At 68.1% G+C, this 15,208-nt stretch carries 18 protein-coding genes; 14 read left to right on the top strand and 4 right to left on the bottom strand.

Annotation, left to right across the window (positions count from 1 at the left end; genetic code table 11):
• Positions 1-125: 125 nt before the first annotated feature.
• Positions 126-350: a DUF6447 family protein gene (locus H8F25_RS03320; RefSeq protein WP_370525869.1), complete on the bottom strand. Its 225-nt coding sequence runs from the start codon at positions 348-350 to the stop codon at positions 126-128.
• A gap of 45 nt (positions 351-395) precedes the next feature.
• Entirely contained in the window at positions 396-2,144 is a 1,749-nt protein-coding gene (locus tag H8F25_RS03315) for an ABC transporter ATP-binding protein (RefSeq protein WP_197212004.1), read from the bottom strand.
• A gap of 42 nt (positions 2,145-2,186) precedes the next feature.
• On the opposite strand from H8F25_RS03315, the gene H8F25_RS03310 reads away from it, so the two are divergent.
• The 5 genes from H8F25_RS03310 (at position 2,187) to H8F25_RS03290 (ending at position 4,989) form a co-directional block, all read left to right on the top strand.
• Positions 2,187-2,390, top strand: a complete 204-nt coding sequence (locus H8F25_RS03310) for an RNA-binding S4 domain-containing protein (RefSeq protein WP_197212003.1) — start codon at positions 2,187-2,189, stop codon at positions 2,388-2,390.
• Between the two features lie 71 nt (positions 2,391-2,461).
• Positions 2,462-3,163 (top strand): triose-phosphate isomerase, encoded by a 702-nt coding sequence (gene tpiA, locus H8F25_RS03305; RefSeq protein WP_231597304.1) that lies wholly within the window; start codon positions 2,462-2,464, stop codon positions 3,161-3,163.
• Positions 3,164-3,299: 136 nt separating this feature from the next.
• Entirely contained in the window at positions 3,300-4,100 is an 801-nt protein-coding gene (gene folP, locus H8F25_RS03300; protein WP_197213390.1) for a dihydropteroate synthase, read from the top strand.
• Between the two features lie 67 nt (positions 4,101-4,167).
• On the top strand, positions 4,168-4,557 hold the full coding sequence (locus H8F25_RS03295; protein WP_197212001.1) for a hypothetical protein: 390 nt from the start codon (positions 4,168-4,170) through the stop codon (positions 4,555-4,557).
• A 270-nt stretch (positions 4,558-4,827) separates the two neighbouring features.
• The gene (locus H8F25_RS03290; RefSeq protein WP_197212000.1) at positions 4,828-4,989 is read left to right on the top strand and encodes a hypothetical protein; all 162 of its coding nucleotides are present in this window, start codon (positions 4,828-4,830) and stop codon (positions 4,987-4,989) included.
• Between the two features lie 55 nt (positions 4,990-5,044).
• On the opposite strand, the gene H8F25_RS03285 is transcribed toward H8F25_RS03290, so the two are convergent.
• Positions 5,045-5,218 carry a DUF2256 domain-containing protein gene (locus H8F25_RS03285; RefSeq protein WP_197211999.1) on the bottom strand — a complete coding sequence of 58 codons (174 nt, stop codon included), beginning with the start codon at positions 5,216-5,218 and terminating at the stop codon, positions 5,045-5,047.
• A 73-nt stretch (positions 5,219-5,291) separates the two neighbouring features.
• On the opposite strand from H8F25_RS03285, the gene H8F25_RS03280 reads away from it, so the two are divergent.
• From H8F25_RS03280 to H8F25_RS03250, 7 genes are all read left to right on the top strand, one after another.
• Positions 5,292-5,477 carry a hypothetical protein gene (locus tag H8F25_RS03280; RefSeq protein WP_197213389.1) on the top strand — a complete coding sequence of 62 codons (186 nt, stop codon included), beginning with the start codon at positions 5,292-5,294 and terminating at the stop codon, positions 5,475-5,477.
• Between the two features lie 4 nt (positions 5,478-5,481).
• The gene (locus H8F25_RS03275) at positions 5,482-6,135 is read left to right on the top strand and encodes a class I SAM-dependent methyltransferase (RefSeq protein WP_197211998.1); all 654 of its coding nucleotides are present in this window, start codon (positions 5,482-5,484) and stop codon (positions 6,133-6,135) included.
• A gap of 305 nt (positions 6,136-6,440) precedes the next feature.
• Positions 6,441-7,760: a hypothetical protein gene (locus H8F25_RS03270; RefSeq protein WP_197211997.1), complete on the top strand. Its 1,320-nt coding sequence runs from the start codon at positions 6,441-6,443 to the stop codon at positions 7,758-7,760.
• A complete protein-coding gene (locus H8F25_RS03265) occupies positions 7,739-9,385 on the top strand; it encodes a hypothetical protein (protein WP_197211996.1) in 1,647 nt (548 codons plus the stop codon). Before H8F25_RS03270 ends, H8F25_RS03265 begins: the two co-directional genes overlap by 22 nt.
• A gap of 143 nt (positions 9,386-9,528) precedes the next feature.
• Positions 9,529-11,775, top strand: coding sequence for an ATP-binding protein (locus H8F25_RS03260; RefSeq protein WP_197211995.1), 2,247 nt, complete (start codon positions 9,529-9,531; stop codon positions 11,773-11,775).
• 212 nt (positions 11,776-11,987) lie between these two features.
• On the top strand, positions 11,988-12,371 hold the full coding sequence (locus tag H8F25_RS03255; RefSeq protein WP_197211994.1) for a hypothetical protein: 384 nt from the start codon (positions 11,988-11,990) through the stop codon (positions 12,369-12,371).
• A gap of 135 nt (positions 12,372-12,506) precedes the next feature.
• Positions 12,507-12,740 (top strand): hypothetical protein, encoded by a 234-nt coding sequence (locus tag H8F25_RS03250; protein ID WP_197211993.1) that lies wholly within the window; start codon positions 12,507-12,509, stop codon positions 12,738-12,740.
• Positions 12,741-12,834: 94 nt separating this feature from the next.
• On the opposite strand, the gene H8F25_RS03245 is transcribed toward H8F25_RS03250, so the two are convergent.
• The gene (locus H8F25_RS03245) at positions 12,835-13,920 is read right to left on the bottom strand and encodes a class I SAM-dependent methyltransferase (protein WP_197211992.1); all 1,086 of its coding nucleotides are present in this window, start codon (positions 13,918-13,920) and stop codon (positions 12,835-12,837) included.
• A 96-nt stretch (positions 13,921-14,016) separates the two neighbouring features.
• Between H8F25_RS03245 and H8F25_RS03240 the strand changes: the two genes are divergently transcribed.
• Together H8F25_RS03240 and H8F25_RS03235 are read left to right on the top strand one after the other, a co-directional pair.
• A complete protein-coding gene (locus tag H8F25_RS03240; protein WP_231597038.1) occupies positions 14,017-14,277 on the top strand; it encodes a hypothetical protein in 261 nt (86 codons plus the stop codon).
• Positions 14,278-14,523: 246 nt separating this feature from the next.
• A complete protein-coding gene (locus tag H8F25_RS03235; RefSeq protein ID WP_197211991.1) occupies positions 14,524-15,006 on the top strand; it encodes a PilZ domain-containing protein in 483 nt (160 codons plus the stop codon).
• Positions 15,007-15,208 lie beyond the last annotated feature (202 nt).

Genomic DNA, 15,208 nt, shown 5'->3' with positions numbered 1-15,208 from the left:
GCATCCGCCTTCTGCGGCCGGTGATCGGCCCACCAGGCAACAAAAAAGCCTCCGGTGTCATCCTCTGACTCCGAAGGCTTCTAAGGCGCGTGTCATGCGCTGATCGGGCTTTCTTCAGGCGAGGGTCAGTCCGCCAGTGGGGGGATCGTCTGGAGACGATCATTTAGTTTGGCTGCCATTGCCTGGCGGCCGACGGCGAGCACCTTTAGGGTGTCCTCATGCATGCGCAGCTGGGCATCGGCCACCTGCATGCCACGCACAAGCTCCTTGACATCGTCGGGAAGAGCATTGAGGTCGTAGCGCTTGCCCTCGAAGGTGAGCACGGGGGGCTGCTGTGCTGGAGTTTCCAACGTCAACGAATGAATGGCCCCTGCACCCTAAGCGTTAAGCCCTGATCAGCTCCCAGGCAGGGCCATTTCAATGAACTGGCGTTCGCACAGATCGCGGTAACGGCCCCCGCGTGCCATCAGCTGGCGATGGCTGCCCTGTTCGACGATGCGGCCCCCGTCGAGCACCAGGATCCGATCGGCCTGCTGCACGGTCGCCAGGCGGTGGGCAATCACCAGCACGGTCCGACCGGCCATGGCCTGCTCAAGGCCCCGCTGCACCGCCTCCTCAGCCTCAGCGTCGAGAGCACTGGTGGCCTCATCTAGTAGCAGGACGGCAGGGTTGCCCAGCACGGCCCGCGCGATCGCCATCCGCTGCAGCTGACCACCGGAGAAGTTGCTGCCCCGCTCCTCGATGCGGCTGTCGTAGCCCTGGGGCAACGCCTCGATGAACGCGGCGGCATTGGCCAGGGTGGCGGCCTGGCGAATCTGCTCGCGGCTGACCGGGCGGCCGAAGGCGATCGCCTCGGCCACGGTTCCCGAAAACACCCGGCTCTGCTGCGGCACCATCGCCACGGCCCGTCGCAGATCGCGAACGCGCAGATCGGCCAGATCCGCACCATCGAGCAGCACCCGACCGCCCTGGGCGGTGTGGAAGCGAAGGACAAGTGAGAAGAGTGTGCTCTTGCCGGCGCCGGAGGGCCCAACCAACGCCACCACCTGGCCGGGCTCGACGGTGAGGTCGAGATCGCGCAGCACGGGCTGCTCCGGGTTGTAGCCGAAACGGACCGATTCGAACACCAGCTGACCGCGCACCGCACCGAGGGGGCGGGCACCGGGTCGATCAGGGGACTCGACGGGCTCGTTCTCGATGGCGCGCAGGCGACGCAGCGAGGCCTGACCCTGCTGGAACTCGTTGAAGTTGGTGGTGAGATGCGAGATCGGATCGATCAGCATCAGCAACGCCGTCATGAAGGTGGCGAATCCCTGGGCATCGAGACCACCGGCCCGGATGCGGAGTGCGCCGATCACCAGCACCGCCAGGATGCCGAAGGCCTCGATGAACCCCACCACAGGGTGCTGCTGGGCGAGCAACCGCATCGAGCGGTAGCGGGCGCGGCGGTGCAGATCGATCTCCTGATCGAAACGCTGCTGCAGCCAGGGTTCAGCGGCATAGGCGCGCACCAGGGGCAACCCCCCGATGGCCTCACCCAGCAGAGCAGCCAGATCACTGACCTGCTTCTGGCTGCGCTCGGCAGCCGCAATCACGCGGGCTCCGAAGGCGCTGACCAGGAGTGCCACCAGCGGTGCGAGCAGCAGGGTGGCCAGCGCCAGGGGCCAGTCGAGCCAGATCATGTAGCCCAGCACCACGATCAGCTGCAACAGGCTGGGGGTGGTGTCCTGAATGGTCTTGTAGATCACCTCCCCCACCCGGTCGGCGTCCTCGGTGAGGCGATAAGTGAGATCGCCGGCGGAGAGCTTCTCGAGTGCGGCGAAATCGAGTTGCTGCAGCCGCGCAAACAGGCGTCGACGCAGCTCCTGACTCACCTGCAGGGCAGGTCCCGCCAGCAGCGTGTCCTGGCCGAACTGGGCGGTCTTCTGCAGCAGGAACACCCCCAGCGCCGCCAGCACCGAGCGCAGCACACGCGGCATGTCGCCGGCACCGATGGCGGGAATCAGCTGCCCTGCCAACCAGGCCAGCACCGGAAAGCTGCCGACGAACACCACAGTGCAGAGGGCACCGGCGAGAAGTCGCCGGCGGTGGGGCCGCAGCAGGGGAAGCAGCCTGCGGAAGCCGGCCGGCGAGGATGCAAGCATCGGCAAACCTTACGTCCCTTCCGCCGGGAGGCCGCTCTGCACTTGAAGCTGGATCAGTACCTCAAGTGGAGTGGCCTGGTGGCCACCGGTGGCGAAGCGAAGCTGCGCATCCAGCGCGGAGACGTGCGTGTCAATGGCGCGATCGAGACCCGTCGCGGCCGGCAGCTTCACGTCGGGGACGCGGTGGCGATCGATGGGCGCGAGCTGCTCGTCACACCCGGGAGCGGGGGACGGACCAACGCTTAACTTGGCTGAACGTTCATCAGGAGACGCTGCGGGTGCGCAAGTCCGTGATCGCCGGCAACTGGAAGATGCACATGACCTGCGCCCAGACGCGGGAATTCGCCGCCGTCTTCAGGCCGCTGATCGCTGAACTCCCCGGCGACCGGCAGGTCGTGCTGGCGCCACCATTCACCGCCATCCCCACCCTCTGCCGCCATCTCGAGGGCGCCGGCGTGGCCATCGCCGCCCAGAATGTGCACTGGGAGGAAAGCGGGGCCTACACCGGCATGGTGTCGGCGCCGATGCTGGTGGAGCACGGTGTCAGCCATGCGATCGTCGGCCACAGCGAGCCGCGCAAGTACTACAGCGAGACCGACGAGCAGATCAATCTGCGGGCCCGCACGGCACAGCGCTTCGGCCTGATCCCGATCCTGTGTGTGGGAGAGAGTCTCGACCAGCGCGAAGCACGCGAAACCGAGCGCGTGATCCATCGACAGATCGAGCAGGGCCTGGAAGGGGTTGATCCCCTGCGTCTGATCGTGGCCTACGAGCCGATCTGGGCCATCGGCACCGGCAAGACCTGTGCGGCCGACGAGGCCAACCGCATCTGCGGTCTGATCCGCGGCTGGGTGAGTCATCCCGACGTCACGGTGCAGTACGGCGGGTCGGTGAATCCGGCCACCATCGACGACCTGATGGCACAACCGGAGATCGACGGCGTCCTGGTCGGAGGCGCCTCCCTCGATCCCACCAGCTTCGCGCGCATCGCCAACTACCAGGTGCCGGTGACGGCCTGATGCCGCTCCGGGCAGAGCAGGCGTGACCATCCCTGAACCCGTGGGGGCATCGCAGGCGTCCGATCCCTCCGCGCTTCCGGCTCCGGAGCACAAGCCCGATCGCGCCTGCCTTCCGAGCGGGCAGCGCACCTGGGTGATGGGAATCCTCAACCTCACCCCGGATTCCTTCAGCGACGGCGGCCGCTTTCAACGGCCTGAGCAGGCCCTGAAGCAGGCGTCGCGCATGCTCGATCAGGGTGCCGACATCCTGGATCTGGGGGCCCAGAGCACGCGACCGGGAGCCGAGGAGATCGGGCCAGCAACGGAACTGGAGCGGCTGCTGCCCGTGCTGACGGCGATCCGCGGCTCCCACCCCGACGCCCTGCTGTCCGTTGACACCTTTCAAGCCGAAGTGGCGGAAGCCGCCCTGAAAGCCGGAGCGGACTGGATCAACGATGTCAGTGGCGGGAGGCGGGACCCAGCGATCCTGCGCGTCGTGGCCGATGCCGGCTGCCCCTATGTCCTGATGCACAGCCGTGGCGACAGCCGCAGCATGGATCGTCTGACCGATTATGGAGACGTCGTGGAAGACGTCTGCGCGGAACTGTGGCGGAGCACCCGCGTGGCCCAGTTGGAGGGTGTGGCCACGAGCCAGCTGATCTGGGATCCCGGCCTGGGTTTCGCCAAGACCCACGACCAGAATCTGCAGCTGCTCCGAGGCCTCGACCGCCTGCGCCAGGAAGGCTTCCAGCTGCTGGTCGGCCCCTCTCGCAAGCGCTTCATCGGCGAGGTGCTCTCGGAGGCCAGACCGCGGGCAAGGCTCTGGGGCACGGCAGCGGTCTGTGCCGAGGCGATCCGCGCCGGCACAGACGTGCTGCGGGTCCACGATGTCGGTCCGATCGTGCAGACCGCCAGGATGATGGACGCGATCGTCAGGCCGCCGCGACGGCGGGAGTGAGGCCAAGGTCGCCGACAGCCTGCTCGAAAGACTGCTTAGATGATGACGAGTGCTTGTGCCTGTCATCATGGCGATCATCAATCGCTGCGCAGTCGGCATCAGCCCGCGCCCACCCCTGATCGACTGGACCCGCAGAGTGAGCGGCGAGGAAGCGATCAGCTGGCAGGAAAACGACCATGGCCTTTATCTGCTGCCGCCCTACGAGGATGATGAAGAGGGATGGGAGATCTTGCAGAAAGTCTATGGAACGATCTTTGAAAAAGAACTGAGTTCCTGGTGCACAGACCCCCAGCTCTGGCCGAGCTCACGCTCCTTTGCGTTGTTCCAGGACTGGTTCGAGATCCGCTTCTATGACCTCATTGACGATCTGTGTGACGCGGAGCTGAACCACGAGCAGATCGATCCGGACTTCGTGGCGGAGGTGCGCGAGGCCCTGCGGCCCCATTCTCTGGAGTGATCCTGTGCCGACCCGATGGGGCTGCCTGAGACCACCGCCACAGCACCCGTCCCCATGGCGGACCAGGAAGCAACCTCCAGCTGTTGCAGGCGCTCCGATCCAGGTGCAGGCAGCACATCGAGATCCCCCGGGCCGACTCGGCAGTCGGAGACACGGCATCGAGGGCCTGGCATCCCGGCCGCCGGCCCCGGATGTGACGACAGATGCCGGGACTGGATCGCTCAGGCGGTTCTTCCTAGCCTGAGGTCGCAGTCTCCGGGAGGCCCCAGCATGCACACCCACGACATGGAGAACCACGACAACCTCTACGCCGATGAAGTGGCGATGCGCAGTGGCGAGACCCCAGCGGATGCCCGTTCCCATGCCCTGTGGGCGGTGGCATTGATCGCTGCAATGGTGATGGGACTGGGCATCTCCCTGACCCTGTTCTGAAGCGGGAAACCCGCCTGGGGGCGGCTGCGCTGCCCCCAACACTCCCAGGCCATGATCAGCAATCAGCCCCGGGAGCGGAACCGCGCTTTCCGGGGCGGCGGGCCTGGCCACGGCAGCGATCGGAGCAGTAACGCACCTCCTCCCAGACCTGCTTCCACTTGCGGCGCCATTGAAAAGGCCGGCCGCAGCAGGCACAGATCTTGGTGGGGCGATTGGCGTGGTGAGGCATGGACCCACCCTGGCGCACCGGCCACACAGGGACGGCCAGCTTTGTAACGTGTTGTTAAGCACGTATGGTCCAAGTGGAAAGCCTCTCCCTGAGCCGCCAGTTCGCGATCGAAGCCCAGGCCCGGGCCATCGACTCCTGCCAGGACATCGAGACGCTGCGCAGCCTGGCCCGCAACCTCCTGCAGGTCTGGCAGCTGCAGGCCTCCCTGAGCGAGCAGCTGGCAGCCCAGTCGCTCGGGCTGAAGCCCAGCTCGCTCTGAGCGGATGGTTGTCCCCGTGCTGAGCGAGGCGGAGCGCCTCAAGCTCGATCCCAGCGATGACGCCCTGTTCTATGCCCATCCGCGCTTCGTCCAGCATCTTGACGGCGCCTTCCGGCTGCGCCTGACCGACCTCTACCGGCAGCGCATCCCGGCTGGATCCGTCGTGCTCGATCTGATGAGCAGCTGGGTCAGCCACCTGCCCGAGGAGGTCGCCTACGCCGAAGTGATCGGCCATGGGCTTAACCGCCAGGAGCTGGAAGCCAACCCACGCCTCGACCGCCACTGGATCCAGAACCTCAACCGTGTGCAGTCCCTGCCGCTGGAGGACAGCAGCGTCGATGCGGCCCTGACCGTGGCGGGCTGGCAGTACCTGCAGTTTCCCGAAGCGGTTGCCTGCGAGCTGTGGCGGGTGCTGCGTCCGGGCGGGCAGTGGATCATCGCCTTCAGCAACCGCATGTTCTTCCAGAAGGCTCCCCAGGTCTGGGCCGAGGCCAGCGACCAGGACCATCTCCTGACCGTCGCCCGGGTGCTGATCGCTCAGGGATGGCCGAAGCCGGAGCTCATCGCCGAATCCACCCGAGCCGAAGGGCCGCTGGGCTGGATCGGCGGAAAGGGCGATCCCTTCTTCGCGGTGATCGCCACCAGACCGACGCAGTGATCGCCAACAGACCGGCAGGGTGACACTCCCCTCGCCCGCTTCGAGCCGGGCACAGCAGGCTCCGAGCAATCCAGGAGCGACGAGGCTGCAGGGCTTCCGAGCCAAGGCGGTCGGCGCAGTGACGCTGGGGGCAGGTCGGCTCAGCGACGCGGACGGCGGGTCGGCCCAGCTGGCCACGACCCAGACCATCGGGACCGGTCTATCGCCGGGCAGCTGCCTCCAGGCTTCGGGTGCAGCAGCGGGTTGCGCTCGACGCCGGCATCATCTGCCGCTAGCAGGGGACTGAAGCGCAGCCGCGGGGATGGATGGGCCTGCTGATCCTGCTGGTGCTGATCCTGGCGGTATGGCAGCTGTCCGGCCAGCGGCATCGCATCAGGCAGCTGGAGGAGCGGATCCGACGACTGGAGAGCTGGGCCGCCGACTCCGAAAAACCGTTTCCATCACGGGCTGCGCCGCTGGAAGGGCTGCAGCCGCCTGAGCCTGAGCGCTCCTGGAACACCCCACGTCTCCCATCAGCCGAAGCGGACGATCCAGCGCCGACCGCCGGACTGGCCCTTACCGAGGGGACACCTCAGGGCAGGCCGGAGCCCTCAAGAACACATGCGACGTCGCCGGAGCACGCGTGGATGTCGCCTGCCCCTGCCCTGGCGAAGGACGCCACACCCGTCCCGAGGTCGGCTGCGGCGACGTTCCGGAGCCGTCTGGTGCAGCAGCTGATCGACAACGGCACCGGCATCCTCGGAGTGGTGATCCTGGTTGCCGGTATCACCTTCCTGGTGGTGAACCTGGCGCTGCGCTTCGGTCCACTGCCACGCTTCCTGCTCACCCAGGCCATCGCCGCCGGCCTGATCGCCCCCTCACTGATCTGGCGTGCACCCGGCCGCTGGCGCCCGCTCTGCCTCTGGCTGCGCAGCGGCGGAGCCGCCCTCGCCCTGTTCGCCTGCCTGGCCGGCGGGAGCCTGCCGCAGGTGGGACTGCAGTGGCTGAACGATCCCCTGCAAGGCCTGCTGCTGGCACTGGCGGGGATGGCGTTGAACCTGCTGCTGGCCGTCCTCACCCGCCATCCGACCGTCGCCTCCCTGCATGTGCTGGTGAACCTGGTGCCGCTGGCGCTGGTGGAACAGGACACGAGCACCCTCTGGATCGCCAGCCTGGTGGGGCTGTGCGGGCAGATCCTTCCCCGCGGTCGCCCCTGGAACCGGCATCGGCTGCTGGTTAACGCCGGCTACAGCCTATTCGAGCTGAGCTGGCTGGTACGGGTCGCCAACCAGCTGAACGACGCGCCGGGACTGCGCACCCAGGCACTCATGGCCGCCGCGCTGGCGTTCGGCAGCAGCATCCTTCTCCAGCAGAACCCTGGTCAGGGTCGACGGCTGGCCCCCTGGCGGCTGGCTGCACTGATCAGTGGATGGGCCGGGCTGGCTCTGACCCTTGCGGTGGTTCCGCCGCTGGCTGCCTGGCGTGCAGCCGGGCTGCTGGTGCTGGCGGCGGCGGCGCTGCTGCTGGCCTTCCGGGCACGACAGAGCGGCGGGGAAGGCCTTCACCTGTGCCAGCTGCTGATCAGTCAGAGCCTGGTGATGGTCGCTCTGCTCAGCCTCGGGCCGTGGGGCTCGACGCCCTGTTGATCAGCGCGCTGCTGCTGCTGGAAAGCGTGCTGTTCCTGCGCCTGAGCCTGCAGGGACAGCCCCCCATCGTGCTGCGGATCGGCTGGGTGATCGTGGTGGTGGCGACCTTGCTACTGCTGCTGCTGGGTATCGGCAGCCTGATAACAGACGCAACTGTGCCCGCAGCGATCCGCTTCCGGCACGCCGGCCTGCTGATCGGTGGCGGTGCGCTGGTGGCGGGTGTCACGCAAGGGCTCCAGCAGCGCGCCGTCCCGGTGCCCCTGCCTCCGCTTCTGGGCTGGCTGGCCGGGGCCCTGATGTTCATCGGCCCCGCGATGGTGGCGCCTGCCTGGCGGCCGCTCCTGGCCCTGGGCGGCATGGGCGGCCTGCTGCTCCTGGAGCATTGCCGGCAGCCACCGGGCCTGGGACGAGCCACGGCTCTGGCAGTCGGAGGCGCGCACCTGGGGGCATGGCTCTGGACGTTGCTGAGCGACCCATCCACCGGCGCGGTGCTGGGCCAGCTGCTGCCGCTGACAGGCCTGGCCCTGGCCACACGGCTGAGCGCCCGCCGGGGGTTGAGCCGCAGCCTGGCGCTCGATCTGCTCGGCGTCACCGCCGGCCTGGCGGCACTAATGCTGCTGCGGCCCATCTCGCCGCTTCTGCCCGGGATGGCCTGGTTGCTGCTGTCGCTGACGTGGCTGCTGGCCGCAGACCGCCTGCATGGCCGGGAGGTGAACCACGCTCTGGTGATGGGCCTGGGCTCTCTGCTGGCGTTCAGCGGGGCCTTCCTCCTGGTCATCGCACCGAGCTCCAGCGTGGTGGAGCTGGCCGGCCTGGCCGTGCGGACGCGGCTGCTGATCGCGCTGCTGGGGCTGGCGGTGCTGCTGGGCTGGTGGCGGTTCCCGGCTTCAGCGACACTGCGCCGCTCGCTGTTATGGCGTGCCCTGCACCCCTGGTTCGTGGAGTTCCTCCTGCTGGGGACCATGGTCACCACGGTCATGGAGGTGGAGGCTCGGCTGCGACCGATGGCATGGTCGCTCCTGGCCCTGGCACTGCTGAGCCGGCCACTGCGGCGATGGCTGGCCCCTCGGATCGGCCTCTACGCGGTGTTCATCTACTGGATGGCGCTCCTGGCCACCCTGGGACAGCTCGGCACGGCGGCGCCCCCTGGAACCCCGCCACTGGCGACACCCGCGGTGATCACGCTGCTGGCAATGCTGCTGCAGGGGCTGTTCGCTCTGCTCTGCCATCGCTGGCTGCCGGCAAACGCCCTGATCGATCCCGGCGGCGGCAGGCTGCTGCAGTGGATCGGCGCTCGTCTGGCTCGGCAGACACACCGCTGGCTTCTGGTGCCGTTGTTTGTGCTGGTGGCTCTGCATCTGGCCCAGCGGTATGACGCGGCGCTGCTCACGCTTCTCTGGGCGGCGGAGGCCTTCGCGATCTTCGTCCTCGGCGTCGTGCTCCGTGACAACCGGTTCCGGCAGGCCTCGCTGCTGGGGCTGGCGGCCTGCCTGCTGCGGCTGGTGTCGCTCGACATGGCGCAGGCGGATCCGGTGTTACGGGGCCTCGTGTTTGTCGGTGTCGGACTGATGATGGTGGCGATGAACGCGATCTCGACGCGCTTCCGCGATCGCTTCGAAGGCTGAAGGGAAGACTTCGCCGCCATCAGCCAGCCCCGGTGCATGGCGCAGCCCAAGGCGGCCGGGAGCGCCGCAACCCGGACCGCAATTCCAAGCGCCACGGCCGGTAGCGTTCGTGCGAACAAGGATCCTCTGCACCGCCTCCCGGCATGGCCACCCTGCGCTGTCACCTGCTGATCGGCCCGCCTGCCAGCGGCAAGACCACCCTCGCCCATGCCCTGGCACCGCTGCTGACGGACCAGGGTGAACCGCCGGTTCTGATCCTCTCCACCGATGCGATCCGCGCCGAGGTGTTCGGCGATGCCGCCGTGCAGGGTCCCTGGCGAGACATCCAGACGCCGCTCCAGCAACGCCTGATCGCGGCGGTGGAGAAGGGGATTCCGGTGATCGTCGATGCCACCCATGCCCGCAGGGCCTGGCGCCTGGCCCTGACCCAGGCCCTGGTGCTGCCCACTCCGGTGGAGTGGATCGGCTGGTGGCTGTTCACGCCCCTGCCGACCTGCCTGGAATGGAATGCCCGCCGCGATCGACCGGTCCCGGTGCCGGTGATTCAGGAGATGGCCGCGGCTCTGGCCGATCCCCACTTCGGCCCCTGCCGGGCGGAGGGGTTCGCGGCGATCTGCAGCGTCGTGCCCACGCACCAGAGTGAGCTGGAGCCGGTGCTGCGAGCACACCTGCAGGGTCTGGAGCAGCGCATCCGGGCGGCGGGCAACCGCGAACGCAAGCTGCAGCGACACGGCTACTCGCGTCTGCTGGACCTGGAGCGGCTGCTGTATCTGATCCGGCTGCTCATCACCTACCCCGATCTCGATGGAGGCGATCCCGGCACAACCGCCGAACTGCAGAGCCTGCTCTCGCCCATGCCCGAAGGGGATCTGGCCGAGCGGGCGGCCGCCTGTCTGGCGCGCCTCCACGGCGAGTGCTACGGCGATGTGAGCGCCATCCGCGGCGATCTGACCTGGCTGGAGGACAACGGCTTCTGCAGCGTCAGCCCGAAGCAGACGCCGATTCAGCTGGCAGCAACGCCTCCGGGCGGCGACAGGCTCGGCGGCATGCGTGGCGGGGTGCCTCCGATGGGGGACGCACCGGTGTTCCAGCGGGCGATGACCCTACTGCGCCATCTGCTGCAGACCCCCTTCGATCGTCAGCGCCGGAGCGGCACCAGCCTGCAGCAGCACCTGATCGCCGCCACCGGCGCCATCCCCGGCGGCTACCTGCCGGGGGAGAGCGCCAGCCTGCGCAAGGACGTCGAGAAGATCCTCACCCCCTACGGCTTCCGCGCTCGCCATGACAATGTGCGCCACGGGTACTGCCTAGGAACGGCGGTCCTGTCCGCGCCCCGCCTGCGCGAGGTCCACGATGTGGTGCGTCAGGCCGCCGAACGACTGGCCGATCCCTCCGCCCAGAGCCTGCTGGCCGAACTGGATGAACGGCTCGACTGGGCTGGGCTGAGCCGGGAGGAGAGCACGCCGGTGCGCCGCTATGCCCGCCATGTGGTGACGGACAGCGCCCTGGTGCGCCCCGATTCCCTGGCGGCACCACGCCGCGTCGAGATGATCGAGCGGGCGATCGTGACACGCCGTCGCGTGCTGCTGCGCCGCTTCGACTGGGCCGGCAGCCATGCCGAGAGCCCCAGCGGCGAGCTGCGGGTGTGGCCCCTGCAGCTGATCTTCCACAACGTCGGCTGGTACCTGCTGTTCGAGGAGGATCACCTCGGCCGCGAGCAGGGCCTCATCCGCAGCGAGCGGCTCGACCGGCTGTCCCTCGTCGGGGCCGAGGGGGATCTGCATCGGAGCGACGAGGCCCATGCCACGGCACTGGCTCGCCTGGAGCGACTGCTGCACTGCAGCGGCGGCATCTATTTCGGCGAAGACCTCTCGCAGCAGCTCGCGATCAGCAGCGCCACACCCCAGCGCCGCGCCAGCGCCCTGGCGACCCTGCGCTTCTGCTGCGCACCTTGGGCCTTCGCCTTCCTGCGCGAAGGACTGCGGCGGTATCCGCTCGAACACTGCCGCTTCTCCAGGCCCCTTGCAGGGGACACCTGGTGGCATCACCCACGGGCGCCCCATGTGCTGGAGCCGAATCCGGCTGACGACAGCCACCCCTATCCGATCGAGCTGGATCTGCCGGTCTGGACCCTGGCGAGCGACGTCGATCTGCGCACCTGGTTGTTCTCCTTCGGCGCCGGGATCCGGATCGAGCAGCCGGAGACGATGCGCCTGGAACTGATTCAACGCTGCCGCGACAGCCTCGCCGTGCAGGGAGTGGACCCTGGGGCGCTCCCTCAGACCGCTTGTGGGAACCAAGGCCTGCAGGGCCGGGATCGGCCGCGCTCCGCCGACACGGACGAGAGCACGCCGATGCTGCGGTTCCCGAACCGCTGGCGACGGGATTAGGAGCACCGCGGCCTCCGCCCACGCCGACGATCTCCATGGGAGAGGAGGGTTCTTGCGTCTTTCGCATCAGAAATGCGTCAGCAGCGGCAGACGGGTGGATGCTGAAGTCATCCAGGCAGGAGGTCCGCATGAACGCACCACGCAGCACCGGTCCACGTTTCCACGACCAAGGGGACAGCCGACCGGACCGTAACGCGGAAGGACATCCGGAATTGCCGGCGCAGGATGTTCTGGGCGGCAACGGTGCTCTGCGGGGATCCACTGCCGGCCCTGATCAGCGTTCCATTCCCTCCACACCCGGCGAACTGGTTGCAATGCAGCGGCTCCTCGCCTCGCAAGACCAGCCCCCACCCCAGGACGGAGAGGGACGGGTGGCCCAGACCCTGGCGCTGCTGCTGACCCAGGACCTCCAGCCCTGGGAGTGTCAGCAGATCGCCCTGGCTCTCCTGCAACAACTGGAGGGCTATCACAAGGCCGTGGTGGACGAACTCCACGACACCCCGCAGAGCACTGCGGCCCAGGTGGCCTGCTGGGCGATCGACGGCGATCGGCTGATGCACTGCCGCCGCCTGCTCGAGAGCATCACACTGATCTGAGTGGGGGGTGGACTGACACCCGGGTTGGGGGTCAGGCATCCTGGGGGTCGGCCAGCGACTGCCATGCCACCCCTTCAACACCGGCAAGGTCCTCCGCGAGGGCGGGACTCCAGAAACCGGCCCCGCAGTCGCGGATTGCTGCATCCGCTGGAGGACCTGCTGGCCCTGTCCCAGGCTCCCCAGGCCGGGCAGGAGACCAGCAGCAGCAGCGCCCAGCGGCGCCAGAGGCAGCGCCTGGCCCTCGCCCAGCGCCTGCTCGATCCGCTCCCCACGGCCCTGGTGGCACCGGAAGCTGCCGCGGACCGCTTCTGGACGGTGCTGCGGTGGGGAGGGCTGGGGCTGATCCTCGCCCGGGTGCTGCAGCGCTGATCGCCTTGGATGGAGCGAGCGCTTCTCGACAAGGGGCTGACCAGCACGGTCGGCCCAGTGGGACAACACGCGCGGCAGCGCGCCTCCGCCCCGCTCAGCCGGGCTTGCGGGCGCTCCAGACCCGGGTCATGAAGTGGCTCTCGGCGTTGATCGCCTCGAAGCCCACCCCGGCCAGCCGCGCGTCGATGTCATCGGTGATGTAGTCGCGGTAGTAGGGCTCGTGGAAGACGCGACGGAAGTTCTCCATCGGCACGCGGAACTGGGGCGAGTCCTGCAGCTGGACCGAATCGGCCAGTACGAGCACACCACCGGGCTCCAGCAGGCGGAACAGCTCGCTGATCACATTGGCGCGAGCTTCCGAGGGCAGTTCATGCAGCAGATACACGCAGCTGATCGCCTGGAAGCAACCCTCAGCGAAGGGCATGGCCTCGGCATTGCCCTGCACGAGCTGGGGCAGCTCGCCGGGCAGCTGCGACAGCCAGCGATTGGCCTGTCGCAGATAGGAACTGGAGAGATCGAGCCCCACCAGCTGCGCCTGCGGCAGGGCGCCGCGCAGCTGCCGCAGGGTTCGGCCGGTGCCGGTGGCCACATCGAGCACCCGCAGGGAGCCCGGCGGGCGACCGACAAAGGCCTCCAGACCGGCACGCAGCGGGGCGAGGATGCGACGCCGCATCGGATCGGCGGTGCCGTTGAACAGGATCTCGACGCCCAGGTCGTACAGAGCGGCCGAGTGATCGCTCAGGTAGCCATCGGTCTGATGGTGGAAGTTCTGCAGGTAGTAGCTGGGGTAGTCCTGGGGATCGATGTCCGTAGGGAGATCGCGCACGTTGCGCTCACGCCGACGGTTCCAGGTCTGGGGCAGATCCAGCCAGAGCAGGGGGTAGCGGGTCGCCCAGTCGAACCAGGGAGCATCGAACAGCAGGGAGCTCGGGTACACCCCCGCCGCGGCGTCCTGCCAGTCGCGCTCGGTGAGCTGCTCCATTGAGGCACGCAGATCCTGGAGCACCTGGGCCGGCACCGGCTCGGTCCTGGGGCTGGCCTGCGGAGCGAGGAGCTCCATCAGCCGGGTGCTGGTCTCCTTGTGGAAGAGCCCCATCAGGCTCTTGCCCTGCTGCATGGTCTGATAGGCCAGCTTGGTCAGGGTCTCGGCCACGATCGACGGCACAGCGGGAGCAGTCATTCCAGCAGGTCAGGCCGCTGTTTGAAGACCTGTGAAGCAGCGCCCGGGCGTCCACGGAACGGGCCAGGCTGGAGCCGGACCCAGATCCTTGTCGCCATGAGCGCCAGCGAACCGCCAGCCGCCGCCAGCCACGCCGCCGGCTCCGATCCTCACGCCGATCCGGAGTTCGTGGCCTGGGCGAGTGAGCACGAACGGGAGCGTCGCCGTCATGAGGCAGATCTGGCCCAGATCACGACGCACCCCGATGAACACGCCGATGCCGACGCGATTGGCCAGCAGATGGCATGGAAGAAGCGCCAGGATCATGAGAAGCATCTGCACGACAGCGCCATCGCCCAGATGCGCCCGCAGGGCTGAGCCGCCGGCCCGCAACGGGGTCCGCGCCGCGTGGAGCCACACCAGCTGAACCCCGAACGTGGAGGAATCGATCACCGCGCGCCAGCCCGATCGCACAAGAGTGCGCCCCTTCCCCACGCCGATCACAGGCAGCGGTGCTGCAGCTGACGCAAACAGCTGACCACCGTGATTAAGTTCGCCGCAAAGGTCGGGGCAGTGGTGCCAGGTTTCTCCAGGCACGAACCCTCGGCCGGTCACCCCGAGCCGATGATCGATCTGCCACCCGATGAACCCTCCCGGACGGCGAGTCTGGATGCCGCAAGCCTCGCCAGCGAGGAAGATCTCGAGAAGGCGCGCCAGGACTGGCGCCAGAACTGGGAGGAGCGCCGTTCCCATCAGCGCCACCCGCTGGAGAACCCGTTCAGCTGTCACCTAGAGCTCGACAGCGGCCTGTTCCCTCCGATGCCGGTGCAGTTGCTGGATCTCAGCCTCGGCGGGGCGTGCCTGCTGATCAGCTCACTGGTGGAGTTGCGCCGCGGCGAGATGGGAGAACTCCACAGCCACGGAGCCGGCAACTCCGGCCAGGGTGGGCTCGATCGCCTTCGCCTGAGGGTGTGCTGGCAGGAGGTGCGCGACTGGATCACAGCTGTGGGGGTCGCATTCGACCCGCCGCTGCAGGCCCTGCCGCAGGAACTCGAACTGGGCCGAGGCTCCGGCCCGATGTCCCGGAACGGAAGGGCCGTGGGGTGACCCTGAACGGAGCCATGGGTCCGCAGGGCTGCCTTGAGGACCCATTCCACCCAACAGGAAACCCATCACGCCGGCAGGAGACTGGCGGCAGCCCACGGTCTGCTGCGGTCTTCCTTGAAGGGAACGCCCCCGCCGGTTGCCGCTGGAGGCGGAGGAACCGACGGGGGCGTGTGGATGCTGGATGTCAGGCAGGGCGCAGATG

Origin of the sequence: Synechococcus sp. CBW1004 (genome assembly GCF_015840715.1) — a bacterium.
Lineage (GTDB): Bacteria > Cyanobacteriota > Cyanobacteriia > PCC-6307 > Cyanobiaceae > Cyanobium.
The sequence above is the reverse complement of the archived record's forward strand: the minus strand, read 5'-3'. Positions and strand labels throughout refer to the sequence as shown.

What these genes read in the sequence shown, in the direction of transcription:
- H8F25_RS03315 (WP_197212004.1), bottom strand. Translation starts at nt 2,144, where the DNA reads ATGCTTGCATCCTCGCCGGCCGGCTTCCGCAGGCTGCTTCCCCTGCTG.
- tpiA (WP_231597304.1), top strand. Translation starts at nt 2,462, where the DNA reads ATGACCTGCGCCCAGACGCGGGAATTCGCCGCCGTCTTCAGGCCGCTG.
- folP (WP_197213390.1), top strand. Translation starts at nt 3,300, where the DNA reads ATGGGAATCCTCAACCTCACCCCGGATTCCTTCAGCGACGGCGGCCGC.
- H8F25_RS03295 (WP_197212001.1), top strand. Translation starts at nt 4,168, where the DNA reads ATGGCGATCATCAATCGCTGCGCAGTCGGCATCAGCCCGCGCCCACCC.
- H8F25_RS03290 (WP_197212000.1), top strand. Translation starts at nt 4,828, where the DNA reads ATGCACACCCACGACATGGAGAACCACGACAACCTCTACGCCGATGAA.
- H8F25_RS03285 (WP_197211999.1), bottom strand. Translation starts at nt 5,218, where the DNA reads ATGCCTCACCACGCCAATCGCCCCACCAAGATCTGTGCCTGCTGCGGC.
- H8F25_RS03275 (WP_197211998.1), top strand. Translation starts at nt 5,482, where the DNA reads ATGGTTGTCCCCGTGCTGAGCGAGGCGGAGCGCCTCAAGCTCGATCCC.
- H8F25_RS03270 (WP_197211997.1), top strand. Translation starts at nt 6,441, where the DNA reads ATGGGCCTGCTGATCCTGCTGGTGCTGATCCTGGCGGTATGGCAGCTG.
- H8F25_RS03260 (WP_197211995.1), top strand. Translation starts at nt 9,529, where the DNA reads ATGGCCACCCTGCGCTGTCACCTGCTGATCGGCCCGCCTGCCAGCGGC.
- H8F25_RS03245 (WP_197211992.1), bottom strand. Translation starts at nt 13,920, where the DNA reads ATGACTGCTCCCGCTGTGCCGTCGATCGTGGCCGAGACCCTGACCAAG.
- H8F25_RS03240 (WP_231597038.1), top strand. Translation starts at nt 14,017, where the DNA reads ATGAGCGCCAGCGAACCGCCAGCCGCCGCCAGCCACGCCGCCGGCTCC.
- H8F25_RS03235 (WP_197211991.1), top strand. Translation starts at nt 14,524, where the DNA reads ATGATCGATCTGCCACCCGATGAACCCTCCCGGACGGCGAGTCTGGAT.